Source organism: Agrobacterium tumefaciens (assembly GCF_005221385.1).
GTDB classification, from domain to species: domain Bacteria; phylum Pseudomonadota; class Alphaproteobacteria; order Rhizobiales; family Rhizobiaceae; genus Agrobacterium; species Agrobacterium tomkonis.
On the sequence record NZ_CP039905.1, the window covers coordinates 204,321 to 219,235 of the forward strand.

A 14,915-nucleotide genomic window follows, 5' to 3' on the forward strand; every position below is an offset into this window, starting at 1 on the left:
CCCTTAGGCCCCGTTACCGTGCTGACGTACCGTCGCCCACCTCGGCGGTTCCGCTTTGCGTGGTCTGCAGGACCAACAGAAGGGCCACGCCTGAAGAAATCCAGACATCGGCCGGATTGAACACGAACGGCTCCCATTCACCAAAGCGGAGGCTCAGGAAGTCAGTCACGGCGCCCCTCATGCTGCGGTCGATCAGGTTTCCGAGCGCGCCAGCCAGGATCATCGACAGGGCTGCCCGTTGCCAGCCGCGCGAACGATACGCCCATATAGCGATGACAAGTGTTATAATGCCCGTAACCCCGATCAGGACTGCTTTGCCGATTTCGCCGTCGACTGCGAACATGCTGAACGACACGCCTTTGTTGAAGGTCAGTCGCAACGGTACCAAAGGCAGAAAGTCCGTGGGGGGGCCGTAAGGTTCAAGGCTCGCCCGCGCCCACGCCTTCGCTCCCAGGTCAAGTGCCGCGCCGACCAGGACCACGGCAATTGAAGCAACCGCCCTCATCTGTCCCTCGCCGCAGAGAGGTCCTGTCTTGCGTCCCGGATGATCGACCACGCCGATTGAAGGAAGAGGCCTGCAACTGCGAACGCGACCACGAGGTCAGGCCATTGTGTTCCCGTCCACCAGACCAAGCCCGCGGCGGCCACGACCGCGAGATTGCCGATCGCGTCGTTTCGCGAAAACAACCACACCGCCCGCATGTTCGCGTCGCCCTTGCGGTGCGGGATGAGCACCACGGCCGCCAGAACGTTGACGACGAAGGCGACAAGCGCGAAGCCGCCCATGAGCACGGATTCCGGCTGATGCTCGATAAACACCCTGTAGATGGTGGACGCGACGACGCCAAGTCCGAGCAGGCCGAGGAAAACACCCTGTAGAAGAGCCGCCTTGGCGCGAGCGGCGAGGCCCCATCCGACCGCGACCAGCCCCAGGAATGAGATCATGCCGTCCCCCAGGAAGTCGAGGGCGTCCGCCTGTAGCGCCTGGGAGCCGGCGAGGAAGCTTCCGACGATCTCAACGACTCCGTAGCCAACGTTCAGCAGCACGACGATCCAGAGCGCCCTCTTATATGCCGGGGTGACATGCGACAGGTCCGGAATCCTGTCGTCGTCATCGCCGTCTGCCGTGTCGCTGGATGGGCCGATGCGGTCAAGCTGATAACCCAGACCCGTGATGGCGCTTTCCAGCAGAGGCAGGCGGTTCGCCGGCTCGTCAACTTGCAGTGTCATAATCTGCGATGCGATCGATACCTTCACGTCGGCCACGCCTTCGACCTTGCGCGCGGCCCCCTCGATCTTGGCGGCGCAGGAGGAACAATCCATCCCCGTCACCTGATAGCGGATCGTGTCGGTTGCAGCTGCTGCCATTTCGTCGGTCCTCGATATTCGAATTCGACCATGGTACTACCTGTAGTGACTACAGGAGCAAGACGAAAAATGCAGATCGGCGACTTATCCGAGAAATCGGGCGTGAACATAGAGACTATTCGCTATTACGAGCGCATCGGGGTCCTCCCAATCCCAGCCAGGATGTCCAACGGCCGTCGCACCTATGGCGAAGCAGACGCGCAACGACTGTGCTTTATCCGGAATGCCCGGGAACTTGGTTTGGATCTGGCATCGGTGCGCGTTCTTCTGGCTCTCCAGGAACAACCGGAAGCATCGTGTGAGGATGCAAGCCGCATCGCCCAAAGCCAACTCGACGCCGTGGAAGATCGTATCGCCCGTCTTACGAACCTGAAAACGGAACTGCGGCGGATGATAGCCGAATGCCGTCTCGGTCAGGTGGCCGATTGCCGGATCATCGACGCCATGGCGGGAGGAAGACCCTGAGGCTGACATCAAAACTGTGTTGGCAGACTTCAACCGACAGTTCCGGCGGACGAGGCCCGGCAAGTGGATGTTGCCCAGCGTCTCGGTGTCGCGCAGCCGACTGTCGCAAAGCGTCGGCCAGTGTTTTAAGCGGCCCGTCATTGTTGTTGGAACTGGACATTGAGGAGCACGGCCTTCGAGGAGAAACTCACGCAATCTCGGTACCAGACGCAGTCGCACAAAGACAGGCCGTCGGCGTGGTTGGGCTGCTTGCGTGGCTCAACTGAGGATCAGGCTCGCCATTTGCAGCTCAACCGGCTGATCGGCACATCAAATCTTCAACGCCTCGACAATAACCTTGAAGGCTGGCGAGTTCTGCCGTCTGCCGGGATAGAACAGATAAGCATGGACGGCTGTTGGCATCGAACGCCTTGAACGGATATGAACCTACGATCCGCTTTGCCAATTGAGCTAAGTATTTGATTAAAAATTAAATCTGCAATGCAGAGCGCAACGTGGCCTATCTCGAGAAGCGGATGAGCCGACGGCGGATTTCGCCTGATGGCAAGCGGCACCGGGGGTGATTTGCTAAGCGACTAAGGCCGGAATGCAAATGCTCGAACTGCACATGGCCACCATCGGCGAACTGATCAATCACCCACAGCACACCGTGCATTTCAAGCCTCTCGGCAATCGCAAGCTCTCGAAGCACTCCATCACCCGTAAGCAGTCCCCAACCCCGAGTTTGCGCTAGCACGAATGCAAACGTGTCAGGAGCAGAGAGGCGAGCGTGGGCACGGTTGACCTCGGTGGCCCTGCGAACCTCAGCAGACGTCAGAGGTTCTACCCTTAAGCCGAGTCGCACAAGCGTCTGTCCGATTTCGCCGACCAATTCCCGTTCATATAGCAGGTCAGGGACGGCGAACTCGAACGGCAAAAGAAACATGAACTCGAGAAGGCCGGCCCTTTCCAGGTCAATTAAGACTGAGGTATCGGATATCAGAATCGCCATGCGTCAGACTGCCGTCTGGTCCAGGCGTTTGTCGAGTTCGCGAACGGAAATATCGAGCATTTCAGCGGCACGGGACTCGCCCAATATGCCCTCAACCAAAGCACGATAGCATAAACGCTCGAACCTTTTGGGTTCCTCAAGTTCGGGAGCCATGCTCTCTGGCTCTTCGTAAGGATAGTGCCGCCACCCTCTCTCTTCGAAAACTTTGAATAGTCGTGAACATGCCGCCTGACTGATAATTCCCAGATCTTTGCACCGATAAGCGAGTGCCTGAACACTTACCCCGAACCTTTTCTTTAGCGCGACAAGCTCGCCAACACTTATAGACGATCGATGAGCACCGGCTTCTGCTCGCAAGACGTCGGCTGGCATCAGAAAAGCACCAGCGAATCGATGAGCTGCTTTTTCCACGTCGACTCCCTCGGCTGGTGCAATCACCATATGTCCAAGTTCGTGTGCCAGGTTGAACCGCTTACGCTCTGACCACGTTCCCCGCTTGATAACAATTACCCGAGCGGCGTCGCGGTCCTTGCGACGAACCCTCGCCGCTAAACCGTCGACGTCGTTCAAGTCCATCGAGAGGACCTTTATTCCTCGTTCCTCCAATAGCTCGGCTAGCTGCGGGATAGGGTCGTTTCCAAGTCCCCAATCATCACGGACCGAGCGTGCTGCATCTTCCGCATCGCGAATGTCTGAAACTGGATATGGCGCGCTTCGCGGTTGCTCCCATTCGACACTGCGCAAGTGAAGAAGATCCTCGATCACAAGATATCGCTCGAGCATATGGATGGCTCGCGCCTGGACTGCAGCTTCCTCTTTGGAAGACGTTCCGAGCTTTTTTCTGAAGTCCACGCCTTCTAGGGATAGCTGATCTTCACTTAGAAGGAATTCCTCGGACACACCCAAGGCTTTGGCCAAAGCTATCAAGGCTTTGGAGCCGGGCATATCTTCATTTCGCTCATACTTGCCAATCGCCTGCGCTGACACCACGCCATTCATTGCATCCGCTAATGCCCTCAATGACAGCCCAGCCGCTTGCCGAGCGACCTTCAATTTGTTGCCGATCATATCGATCTCCTAGATTTCAGTTTACAAAATAGCCCATAATTGCATTTTTGTAAACCTTCCCTCTTGAAATGAGCGGTCAGATGCCTTCTCTTTTCTGAGAAAGATCAACCACCGATTCCTGCACAACTCGGATCTTCACGGCATACATCGAACTACAGAGCTTCTTCGCAAAGAGATCACCCTCGATCTAGGAACTGATTCATGAAAAAGGACCGGTTTACACGCAAGGCGCACCCGAGACAGCTGTCGTCAGGCTACGTCATCTCGGTCCGTGAGACTCTCGTTCGCCGTCAGGCTACCGATGCGAATGAGAAAACAAGCTACTTCCATCCTTGCCGAATGTGCGGTGCAACGATCCTGACAAGGCGCTTGCCCAACGGCGGTTGGGCGCACTTCGAAGGAAGGGACGGGCTAAGCAGGGTGAAGCACCCATGTCAAACCCGTGGTGCCGGACTGAGCCGGCGGCGTGACCCTTTCACGTTGGAGCTTTTCCCAGTCCAACCGACCGATGGGTCGGCTTCGTCGCAAGACAGCCGCAGCATGAGATGAACACATCGATTTCCCCTCCAAACCACATTTTTGAGGTAACAGGCCGATGAGCATTGCCGACACGTTCAAGCAGTTTCTCAGCAATATTGCGGTAGACAATGACGATACCATTAGCCTTCGCTACGGCGAGGTTACGGCCGCACTAAACAAAAAATTCCGCGACACCGACTCGAAAGTTTCGAACTCTCTGCAAGTTGGCTCATACGGCAGGTGGACCGCAATCAAGGGCATTTCTGACCTCGACATGCTGTATATTATGCCCGCCGGGAAATGGGATAGTTACAAGGACGGCGGGCAATCTCGTCTTCTCGATGACACCAAAAATGCGATCAAGAGCCGCTACCCGAACACAACTGTTCTCAAGGATCGCCTTGTCATCCAGGTGCTCTACCGAGACTTTCATATTGAAGTCCAACCGGTTTTTGAACAGGCGGACGGAAGCTTCAAATACCCTGACACCTATGATGGTGGGTCATGGAAAATTACGAAGCCCCGCGAAGAGATCGCCGCCATGAAAGAGGCGAACGTACAGAAGAACAAGAACCTGCGTCGCCTCTGCAAGATGGCTCGAGCTTGGAAGAACAAACATGGCCTTGCGATGGGTGGGCTGCTGATCGACACACTGACCTATAATTTCCTAAAATCAACGAATGAATATGATGAAAAGAGCTACCTCTACTACGATTACATGAGCCGCGATTTCTTCAAATTCCTCTCAGAACGTCCTGATCAAGACTATTACGCCGCTCTTGGGAGCGGCCAGCGTGTCAAGGTGAAGAAGAAATTTCAGAGGAAGGCAAAAAAGGCCTACGAACTGGCTTTGGACGCCATCGCTGCCGCGGGCTCGACTACCGAGAATGAAAAGTGGCGCAAAATTTATGGTCGCGGTTTCCCTGCTGCAGAACAGGCGGCGCAAAAGGCAGCCTTTGCCTCTTCTTCGTGGAGAAACACCGAGGAGTTTATCGACAACAGGTATCCGGTCGATATACGCAATAGCATCACCCTAGATTGTGAGGTCTCGCAAAATGGGTTCCGAGAACGGTTCCTAAGAGAGATGTTACGGCTGAACCTGCCGCTCAAGACGGCCAAGACGCTGACATTCAGCGTTGTTGATCACGACGTCCAGGGCGACTTCAACCTTTATTGGAAGGTGCTGAATCGCGGCGAGGAGGCACGCCGTAGGGACTGCATCCGTGGACAAATTGACGGAGATCGAGGCAACATGAGACGAACCGAGCACACCAATTTCAGGGGAGATCATATCGTTGAATGCTACGCCGTCCAAAACGGCGTTGTTGTTGCGACCGATCGCATCCATGTTCCTATCCAAGGCAGTCAGGTAAGCGCTGATGCAGCTTGAACAGCAACCAGATCGGGACGACTTCTCGCCGCTTGAGGACCAGATCCGCGAGTGCTTTGGCCGTGTCGTCTACACCCACAAGACTCACGAAAAGATGGCCGACCGCTGCTCAGCGACGCTGCAGCGATATAAGCTCTGTCAGATTGGCGTGTCCGTTCTGACCACGTCCGGGGCGTTGTCCGTGGTGTTTCTCGACCAGTTTTGGCTGAAGCTTGCCACAGCATTTCTGTCGATCGTCGGCCTGTGGGCTTCCGGCTACATGAAGGGTTTTGACCCAGGCGGTACCGCACAAAAGCACAGGGACGCCGCCGCCAATTTATGGCCGATACGGGAATCATATCTGTCTCTGCTGGCCGATCTTCGAATGGGAGGGATCCCATCGGAAGAGGTGTTAAAGCGCCGGGATGAACTACAGAAGAAGCTGGCTGCAATTTATCTAGGGGCGCCACAAACTACCGCCAAAGCCTATGCCGATGCACAAAGAGCTTTGCAGAAGAATGAAGACTATACTTTTCGCGACGAAGAAATCGATAAATTTGTGCCGAAATCGCTTCGAAAGAAGTAGCGCTTCATATTCGAATACACCTTTTTTAAAACACAGCTGTTCGTTTCCACGCAAAACTGAGTCTGTAAGCAGTGAACTCCTCGGGCTATCCATGGTACTGCGCAGAGTATGCCACGGTCGCAGTGGCTCGATGCGGGCATAGGCGCACGTGCTCCAGACGTCTGAGTTGACAATATAAAACGGCTGGAAAGGGAGCGGCGAAAACTACCTTTCTGCCTTTCAGCGCGCACTAAATCCGAGCCTCGGGATCTTCCGCAGAACTTCCTCCTAACAATTGCCGTTTCCGAGCCACTAAGCGATTGCTCTACCGGCATGATCGGTTAGTAAATGAGATAGAGGGGAGAGCAAAAATCGGCGAGACCCTATATGTATTCCCTTGAGAAGATTCAATTTTTAGAAATTGCCCGAGGAAACTTGGATCTCAAGTCAGCCCCCAGAAGGGAGCTGACCCAGCTCATTTCTCAGGCTCAACTTGTACCCCCCGTTGGATGCCAAGCTCGTCAAATCTCGGTAGCAATACTGTCGCTCGAGGGAAAACATCGGCTATACCTCCGAAAAGCGACGCATCCAGAGCGTGGAAGGTTTACGAGTGTACGATCATAACGATGATGAGGCCGCGGGCGGTTCAGGAGGCTCGGCCGTTGCAGGCTTCGACTATCAGGTTGCGGTTTCGATATGGTTGGCACTCGACCTCATGGTTGCATCGAAGCTCACAAGCGAGATGACACTGGAGCACGTCAGCGAGGAGGACCTCGAAGCCGACCTCAAAGAAACCGATCTTGAGGAGGCAGAACCGGAGAAGGTCGCGACGGTCGTGCCGATGAAGAATTATCGGCTGATAGTTCAAGCGAAACGTCGCACCGGCAATGCGTGGACGGAAAAGGCGCTCATCAATCTCCTCGAACACGGCAAAAAAAGAAAGTCCGCGATTAAGCGTTTGGAAGAAGACCCATCGGCTCGATACCTATTGGTCACCAGCGCGGCCGCAAATGCTCCCGTCAATAAGCTTGCGGTGCGCAGGCCTGGTCGTTGGCCCGCCGCATCTAAAATGCCAGAGAAGGTGGCAGAGGCGAGTGCGGAAAAGATTGGCGGGCGAGTAGCGCTAATAGCCAGTGAGGATGATGAGCGCCTCGAGAGCGATATCCGAGAACTCCTCATCCGCAGGTTCGGTGTTCCATTCGATTTGTGGAGGGCGTGCCTGAGAGCACTGAAGGATGCAGCGTGGGATCGCGTTCGTGGCAAGTACGACGGCCGCTGGACCCGAGAAGAGGTCGAGGAAATCATCGCCCAGCATGAAGGCTACATCGTAAAATCAAGCGACCAAGACCTGTATGTTCCGCCGACTAATTGGGGAGACCTTAAGCAAGCAATCAAAAGCCGCCATGCGCTGATGATTGTTGGGCAGTCGGGAAGTGGAAAGACCTCGGCATCGGAAGCGCTCTGGCACGCATTGCGAAAAGAAATTCCGGGGCTTCGACGCGTCCTTATCACTAAGGGACCAGATCAGTTGCGGGCCGACAGAACGCAGCCACCTGTGCTTTACGACATTGAAGATCCATGGGGTAAGTTTCGCTTTGAACCTGAATCTCGGCCCTGGAACGAACAGCTTGAGAAGGAATTTCGAAGCGCTCGGCACGACCGGCTTTTCATCGCAACGACCCGTATAGACGTAGCGACGGGAAGTGGGGCACTTGATGACGTTGCAAAATGGCGAGTTGATCTCGATGCGGAGCACTACGGGAAATCAGAGAAGAAGGCGATCTTTAGAAAGCTGCTCGCGCAGGAACCGACCGACCTGCAAAACTTTGCGCATGCCCGCGAGGAAGCTGTCCTGTCCGAGCTCATCCTTCCGCTCGAAATCAGAAAGTTTTTCGACGCGCTGCAGGACGCCGATCGAGAGGAAATCGCGAATTCGCCTGATCGCTCGTTGTATCAGTTGATTGCCAGGGCTCACAGCAAATCGATCGAGAAGACGGTCATAGAACAGATTGAACACCGCAAAGCAGTAAAAGCTGCCGCTATAATCTGGGCGTTGATCAAGCCTTTTGGTCGCCTTTCCGGTAACGTTTTGCGAACGCTGGAAGATCCCCTTGCAGACGCTGTTGAAGGTCTTGAGGACAAGCTGGATGAGCTGGTTGGCGCCTTTATTGTCGCACGGAACCTGCGGCAGACCTCCGATGGTTCGCTAAGCTACTATCACGGCAAGGTCGAGGCCGGTTTCGAAGCAGCACTCGACAATCACCCGCAATCGGTGAGGCGGGCACTGAGGGCGCTTGTCGAGACACTGCTTGATTCTGAGGAGCTTTCTGACGGGGATTGGGGCATTGAAGCCGCCGTCCAAATCGTGCGCCTCGCCGGCCAGCGGCTAAAGAGTGGAAAGCCGCAAATCGGAAATATCCATCAAGCCCGGATCGATGCTTGGCTAGAGCGAGGCATGCCGGATCTGGCAGAACGCACGCTCGATGCACGTCTAGATCTTGCCGCTTCGGTGGGGTCAACCCATTCGAATTTGTCCGAGCTGGCGCGATGGCTGAAGCATAGACGAGACCATACCTTCAAAGCTCTTTTGGCCTGGAAGGAGCCCGACCGCGATGGTGCTTGGTATGATCGCATGCAACGCGACCCCAAAGTCAGAATGGTTCTCGAAAATTTTATCCGAACTGTTTTGCCGAGCGACAACGTACATTTCCCAAACTCATTTCATGTCACGGTTCGGAAGCTGGCAGGAGACTGCACTGAAGCATTTCTCGATGCGGCAACGCGATCGTAAGCATCCGGCGAAGGCCGCAGGTCAGGCCGCCTGAGCACTCAGCGTCTTGGGTGTCCAGTTCCACGGCAGCAATTGCTCGAGCCTGCTGATCGGCGTGTCCGCAATGTTGGCGAGGACGTCGGCAAGCCAGGCCTGCGGGTCGATGTCATTGAACTTGGCGCTCATGATCAGTGTCGCCATGAACGCCGCACGTTCAGCACCACGATCCGATCCGGCAAACAGCCATGACTTCCTGCCGAGCGCAAAGCCTCTGAGCGCTCGTTCGGCAGCATTGTTCGTCAGGCAAATCCGGCCGTCTTCCAGGAATGACGTGAAGCCATCCCATCGCTTGAGCATGTAATCTATCACCTCGGCGACGGGAGAACAGAGGTGGCTCGGTTTGTCTGAACAGTTTCGGGCTTTTTGTTAAGTGGATTTCCGCCTCGATTATGCTGCCACCATCATTGGTGCCAGCGCGTTGAAGTAGGCCTGATCCGGCGTCTGCCGGTCAAGGGATGAATGTGGGCGTCGGCTATTGTAAAAGGTCAGATAGCGGCCGATGCCAGCGCGGGCCTCGGACACTGTTTTATAGGCATGGAGGTAGACTTCCTCGTATTTGATCGAACGCCAGAGCCGCTCGACGAACACGTTGTCCCGCCACGCACCCTTGCCATCCATTGAGATGGCGATTTCCGCCTTCTTCAGCACCGCCGTGAAGTCCACCGAGGTGAACTGCGATCCCTGGTCCGTATTGAATATGTCGGGTCTGCCATAACGGGCCAGCGCTTCCTCGACTGCTTCGATGCAGAAGGCTGCCTCCATCGTGATCGACAGCCGCCACGACAGAACCCTCCGACTGAACCAGTCCACAACGGCGCAGAGATAGACGAATCCGCGAGCCATCGGAACATAGGTCAGGTCCATCGCCCAGACCTGGTTGGGCCTTGTAACCGCCAGCTTGCGCAGGAGGTAGGGATAGATTTTGTGCCCAGGTGCCGGTTTCGACGTGTTCGGGCGACGGTAGATCGCCTCGATGCCCATCTTCTTCATCAGCGTGGCGACGTGCCGCCGCCCAGCCTCCAGCCCTTCTCCCCTCAGTAGCCCTTGCAACATCCGACTTCCGGCAAAGGGGTAGTCAATATGCAGTTCGTCGATCCGGCGCATCAGAGCCAGATCGCCCTCAGACACCGGACGAGGCAGATAATAGACACTGCCACGGCTGAAGCCGAGAAGCTTCGCTTGGCGCACGACGGATAGCTTATGCTGGCGGTCGATCATTTCTTTCCGCCCAGCAATCCCGCCTTGCCGAGCGCACCGGATAAAAAATCGTTCTCCAGTGTCAGTTCGCCGATCTTGGCGTGCAGTGTTTTGACATCGACGGTTGGACCCGCCGGTTCCGCCTTCGCTTCATCACCGAAAACGCCTGTCGCCCCCTCAAGGAGCTGGTCTTTCCACTGTTTGATCTGGTTGGCGTGCACGTCAAACTGCTGGGACAACTCCACCAGCGTCTGTTCGCCTCGAATAGCGGCAAGCGCCACCTTTGCCTTGAAAGCCGGGCTGTGGTTCCGGCGCGGTCGTCTCGTCATGGTATCTCCTGTTCACGGCATCTAAGCCGAAGTCAGGCAGAAATTCCACTTATCCCCGCTGTTCAAATTTCCCGAGCCAGCTCTAACTGCGCGACAATTTTGCCCGCTCGGTTTGGAGCCAATCATGCAGCTCTTCGGCGAGTGGCTGGCTGTCTTTGCGGCGGCGCTCCAGACGCTGCTCGGCGGCAAGACCGTTGATCTCCCGTTCGACATAGAACAGGGCATCGATCCGTTTGACGGCCTCCAATGCCATTGGCGAGATCGGCGCAGCTTTGCTGCCACGTTTGGCGTTCGCGGCGATGTCGGCCAGCACGAAGAACTTGCGGCGTGAATGTGCCCAGCAAAGTGCTTGGCGCAGAGGCGCGGGATCGCGATCTACCTTGAACAGCGGATTGTAGCCGCCATAGGCATCCGCCTGCAGAATGCCGGAGAAGGTCTTCAGGTGGCGTTCGGGATGCTCCTGTCGCCGGTCTCGCGATGCGTAGAACAAAGCCGCAGGCGGTGACAGCCCGCCAAACGGCCGGTCATCCCGGACATAGGTCCAGATGCGGCCCGTATCGGTCTTTCCCTTCGCCAGGATCGGCACGGTCGTGTCGTCGCCATGCAGTCGCTCGGCCGCCAGGACATGGGCCTCGATTAACGAATGGATTGGCTTCAGGGCCGCTGCACAAGCGCCGACCTGATCGGCCAGCGTCGACATGCTGAGGTCGATCCCCTCGCGGGCATAGCGCTCGCTCTGGCGATTGAGCGGCTGATGCTGGGCGAACTTCTCGAACAGGATCATCGCCAGAAGGTTCGGGCCGGCAAAGCCGCGCGGCGTCACATGGAAGGGTGCTGGCGGCTGCGAGATCTTCTCGCATTCGCGGCAGGAGAACTTCTCCCGCACGGTCTGAATGACCTTCCACTGACGCGGGATGACCTCCAGGGTCTCCGTGATGTCCTCACCGAGCTTCGACAGCTTGGCCGAGCCGCAGCAGGGGCAACTCGTCGGGGCAGCGATGACGACGCGCTCGCGCGGCAGATGTTCGGGGAACGGTTTCCGTGATGGTCGCTTGCGCTCGAAGGCCCTGACGGTCGAGGCATTGGCTGCGATCTCCGCCGCCAGTTCATCTTCGCCAGCATCAGCCTCCAGCTCCTCGAGCTGCAGTTCCATCTGTTCGAGAAGCCGCGCTTTGCGCTCGGAGCGGCTGCCGTAGAGCTCGCGGCGGACCTTCTCGATCTCCAGCTTCAACCGCGCGATTAGCGCCTCGGAATGCGATACGAGCGCCTTCGCGCTGGCGGCCTCTGCCTTGGCGGTCGCGGCCTCTGCCTCGGCCGCAATCCGCAGAGCACGCTCCGCCGCCAGGGCCGCAAGTGCGCCGGCAAGGTCGTCGGGAAGCTGTTCAGCCGCATCGTCCATGACCTGATGGAATCATATTCCATCCAGCGATTCCAGCGTTTTTGCTTATCCGGCCGACGTCGGTCGCCAGGTTTTTTGCGGCATCCGCCAGTCGATCCCTTCCAGCAAATAACCGAGTTGCCCAGGGGTAATCACGACCGTCCCATCGGCCGACGATGGCCATATGAAGCGTCCACGTTCCAGCTTCTTCGTGAACAGGCAGGCTCCTTGGCCATCATGCCAGATGACCTTGATCAGGCCACCGCCACGACCGCGGAAGACGAACAGGTGTCCGCACATCGGATCGCGCTTCAGCGTCTCTTGCACCATCAGTGACAGACCAGGGAAACCCTTGCGCATGTCTGTATGGCCTGTCGCCAGCCAGACCTTCACACCAGCGGGGACCGGGATCATCGCCGACCCAGCACACAGTCGAGAATGCGACCGAGCGCCTCCGTGTCGATGTCGCTGTCCACACGGACACGGCGACCGCGGCCCAGCTCAATCGTCACATCGCTACGCTTCCGACGGGGTTGCGGCGCGACTGGCGTTTCCGTGGCGGCGGGCTGGACTGCCGGCGAGGCCTCCGACACGATCACGGGCACCAACGTGCTCGCCGTATCAGGCCTCGGTTCCTCGATTCGGCAGAGTTCCTTGCGCCACCGAAAGAGCTGGCTCACGTGGATGCCGGCCGCACGGGCAATCTCGGAAAGAACCGCACCAGGCTCAAGGCAGGCTGCAACTAGCCGCTCTTTGTCCTCGCGAGACCAGCGCCGACGGCGCTCGACAGACGTGATCACTTCAATCGGATGCTTCGTCATAGGACTACTCCTAGTGTTTGCACTAGGACTTCCGATGTTCGCATCAAGCTCGCAAGACGGCCCTCACCGTGGGCTTACACGCGATCTGTCTACTTTGGGGTCATTACGAACGACGATACGATCGCCGCCGGCGCTCTCGAGAATCTAAGCGCATTCGAGTCGGTCGTTGATGAAGCTGTTCGCGCCTACACCACTACCGACGAAGAACGAAAACGCAGCGAAGAAAATCATCTTCTTATAGTCAACGAGGAGATTTCGGAGGACTATGCTGAGCATCTTTCAGACAATGAAGACGGTTACACTGCGGATAAGTATCTTGAGTCATACATCGATGCGGTGCGGGCGGGGCCTGGCTACGCTCACCTCATATCCCATCGCCACCTAAAATCGCTGCGCTCACGCTGGCTACGCTCGATGGTTGGGGAAGACGCGCGAAAGCCAACCTTTGAAGAACTTGAGGCAGCCTACGCTTCTTCATATGGGACAGAAGATGAAAGTGAGTTTTGGGCCGCACTCGATGCGTCTTGGATGCCCACATTTGCTGAGAAGCTTGAACGCCGGCTGAAGGACAGCCATCCCGATCCAACGGTCCGTTCTGCCGCACTTCGGGCCGCGTTCCACCATTGCCCGCAGGCTGTTTCGAACGTGATCTCAGGGCTTTCGGGTCGAAACGACGCCCGAAGTGCGATTGAGCTGGCGATCGATCTTGCCGACATAAGCGCATTGACGGGCAGAAGAAGAGGCGCTCTTCCTGCCGATGCAAGGGCAAAAATTGAGGCGTTACCCGACACTCTACGTGAGATCGGCGCAGCGGCCTCTGCAATCTACCAAGAAAAACATCCTTTCGTTGGGAAGAGCGCCATCGAGCTTCTACAAAGCATCGTGGATGCACCCGATGACGTGCGTAGACTGCGCCTTGAACTCGCTTTTCACGAGCCTCTCGATGTCAGCCAAGACGTCAAACTCTTCATCAAGGCGGAGAGACCGCTAGATGACGCTCTACTTGCCATAAAGGTCGCCATCGCGCGTGGCATGACGGATGTGGTCGATGGCGCCCTGGGACACAAATATGCAAAGGTAGCCGCAGAGGCGCTCACTGCGGTTGCAGCGCCCAAAGCGGGACCGCTGCCACAAGAGATCCTGTCACTTGCAGAGCGGAAATCTAGCCCAACTAGAAAAGCACTGCTTGCTCAGCTCCAGGCCAAGCCGCACGTTGACCACGTGGATGCGTTGATGACCCTGGTCCAGGATGATTGGTCGAAACACTCCCCTCGCGGTACCGACGATGGCAACTATCCGATTGCTCGGGGTGCGGCCGACCTCCTCTCGGAGTTTCCATCGCTTGGCGACGCCACAGTTTCAAAGCTGGTTGAACTCGCTAGGCATACCGAGGACTGGGTTCTCGCGCGAACTTGCCTTGGGTGCGCGCTTAAGCATGGAGACGACGCGCGTCGATCTGAGGTTTTTCAGATGTCGCAAAAGGGAAAGCGGCTTGCTGTTGGGGAAGCTGCGAGCGGTGCTCTCATAAACCAGGTCGAGTACCTTTCCGATGAGCTGGTCTCGCGGATAACCCCTAAATCCTTAATATCACTTCCTGCCTCGATCGCCGACGGTCTTGTCATTGTAGTTGGCATTCGAGGAACGACCGAGGCTATAGATAGGATCGCGACTGCTTTAAACTCAGACCAAGACCGCCGTCTGTTCGTGGCGTTGTTAGCAAGGGTTCTGAGAGAGCGAGACCTGGATCATGCGGAGAGGATCTCAAGTCTTCTACCAAGCCGCCATCCTGCTCGGCATTGGGCCGACGGTTCGAATGATGAAGTGTCCAGTGACGCTTTAATAGATCTTGGAGATGCTGCAACGGCGAAAGAAGTCCTACACTGGATAACGGTTACGAGGGCCGCCGAATAGTTATCCGCGGCCACGTCGAAGGCTGGTTGGCTAGTTCAAGCGCCTATCTTTCACAATGCAATCCGCTGTGGGCTTAGGCTAGAGACCGCTTTGAGTAACGCGAG

The 14,915-nt window shown here is 56.7% G+C and carries 12 protein-coding genes and 2 pseudogenes; 5 read left to right on the forward strand and 9 right to left on the reverse strand.

The window, feature by feature from the left end; all coding sequences use genetic code 11:
• Nucleotides 1–13: 13 nt before the first annotated feature.
• Together lspA and CFBP6623_RS26150 are read right to left on the reverse strand one after the other, a co-directional pair.
• The gene (gene lspA, locus CFBP6623_RS26145) at nt 14–505 is read right to left on the reverse strand and encodes a signal peptidase II (RefSeq protein ID WP_080843345.1); all 492 of its coding nucleotides are present in this window, start codon (nt 503–505) and stop codon (nt 14–16) included.
• A complete protein-coding gene (locus tag CFBP6623_RS26150) occupies nt 502–1,368 on the reverse strand; it encodes a cation diffusion facilitator family transporter (protein ID WP_225341519.1) in 867 nt (288 codons plus the stop codon). Before CFBP6623_RS26150 ends, lspA begins: the two co-directional genes overlap by 4 nt.
• 69 nt (nt 1,369–1,437) lie before the next feature.
• Between CFBP6623_RS26150 and CFBP6623_RS26155 the strand changes: the two genes are divergently transcribed.
• On the forward strand, nt 1,438–1,833 hold the full coding sequence (locus CFBP6623_RS26155; protein ID WP_080843346.1) for a MerR family transcriptional regulator: 396 nt from the start codon (nt 1,438–1,440) through the stop codon (nt 1,831–1,833).
• A 499-nt stretch (nt 1,834–2,332) separates the two neighbouring features.
• Here the strand turns inward: CFBP6623_RS26155 and CFBP6623_RS26160 are convergent, their stop codons facing one another.
• Nucleotides 2,333–2,824: a hypothetical protein gene (locus CFBP6623_RS26160; protein WP_080843347.1), complete on the reverse strand. Its 492-nt coding sequence runs from the start codon at nt 2,822–2,824 to the stop codon at nt 2,333–2,335.
• Between the two features lie 3 nt (nt 2,825–2,827).
• A complete protein-coding gene (locus CFBP6623_RS26165; RefSeq protein WP_080843348.1) occupies nt 2,828–3,892 on the reverse strand; it encodes an XRE family transcriptional regulator in 1,065 nt (354 codons plus the stop codon).
• Nucleotides 3,893–4,487: 595 nt separating this feature from the next.
• On the opposite strand from CFBP6623_RS26165, the gene CFBP6623_RS26170 reads away from it, so the two are divergent.
• The 3 genes from CFBP6623_RS26170 to CFBP6623_RS26180 all read left to right on the forward strand — a co-directional run bounded on the left by CFBP6623_RS26170 (nt 4,488) and on the right by CFBP6623_RS26180 (nt 9,136).
• Nucleotides 4,488–5,801, forward strand: a complete 1,314-nt coding sequence (locus tag CFBP6623_RS26170) for an SMODS domain-containing nucleotidyltransferase (protein WP_080843349.1) — start codon at nt 4,488–4,490, stop codon at nt 5,799–5,801.
• The gene (locus CFBP6623_RS26175; RefSeq protein WP_080843350.1) at nt 5,791–6,366 is read left to right on the forward strand and encodes an SLATT domain-containing protein; all 576 of its coding nucleotides are present in this window, start codon (nt 5,791–5,793) and stop codon (nt 6,364–6,366) included. The genes CFBP6623_RS26170 and CFBP6623_RS26175 overlap by 11 nt, the downstream gene beginning before the upstream one ends.
• 589 nt (nt 6,367–6,955) lie before the next feature.
• Nucleotides 6,956–9,136, forward strand: a complete 2,181-nt coding sequence (locus CFBP6623_RS26180; RefSeq protein ID WP_080843351.1) for a hypothetical protein — start codon at nt 6,956–6,958, stop codon at nt 9,134–9,136.
• A 21-nt stretch (nt 9,137–9,157) separates the two neighbouring features.
• Here the strand turns inward: CFBP6623_RS26180 and CFBP6623_RS26185 are convergent.
• The 5 genes and pseudogenes from CFBP6623_RS26185 to tnpA all read right to left on the reverse strand — a co-directional run.
• Nucleotides 9,158–9,499 (reverse strand): annotated as a pseudogene (locus CFBP6623_RS26185) (IS66 family transposase); the annotation flags it as partial.
• A 63-nt stretch (nt 9,500–9,562) separates the two neighbouring features.
• Nucleotides 9,563–10,701, reverse strand: a protein-coding gene (locus CFBP6623_RS26195; RefSeq protein ID WP_113731869.1) for an IS3 family transposase whose coding sequence is annotated in 2 segments (ribosomal slippage) — nt 9,563–10,443 and nt 10,443–10,701 — 1,140 coding nt in all. Because the reading frame shifts where the segments join, the coding sequence is not laid out codon by codon here.
• An 88-nt stretch (nt 10,702–10,789) separates the two neighbouring features.
• Nucleotides 10,790–12,100 (reverse strand): annotated as a pseudogene (gene tnpC / locus CFBP6623_RS26200) (IS66 family transposase); the annotation flags it as partial.
• A gap of 45 nt (nt 12,101–12,145) precedes the next feature.
• Entirely contained in the window at nt 12,146–12,493 is a 348-nt protein-coding gene (tnpB, locus tag CFBP6623_RS26205) for an IS66 family insertion sequence element accessory protein TnpB (RefSeq protein WP_080842789.1), read from the reverse strand.
• On the reverse strand, nt 12,490–12,879 hold the full coding sequence (gene tnpA, locus CFBP6623_RS26210; protein WP_175415501.1) for an IS66-like element accessory protein TnpA: 390 nt from the start codon (nt 12,877–12,879) through the stop codon (nt 12,490–12,492). Before tnpA ends, tnpB begins: the two co-directional genes overlap by 4 nt.
• A 9-nt stretch (nt 12,880–12,888) precedes the next feature.
• Here tnpA and CFBP6623_RS26215 point away from each other — a divergent pair, with 9 nt between their 5' ends.
• Entirely contained in the window at nt 12,889–14,811 is a 1,923-nt protein-coding gene (locus tag CFBP6623_RS26215; RefSeq protein ID WP_080843352.1) for a hypothetical protein, read from the forward strand.
• Nucleotides 14,812–14,915 lie beyond the last annotated feature (104 nt).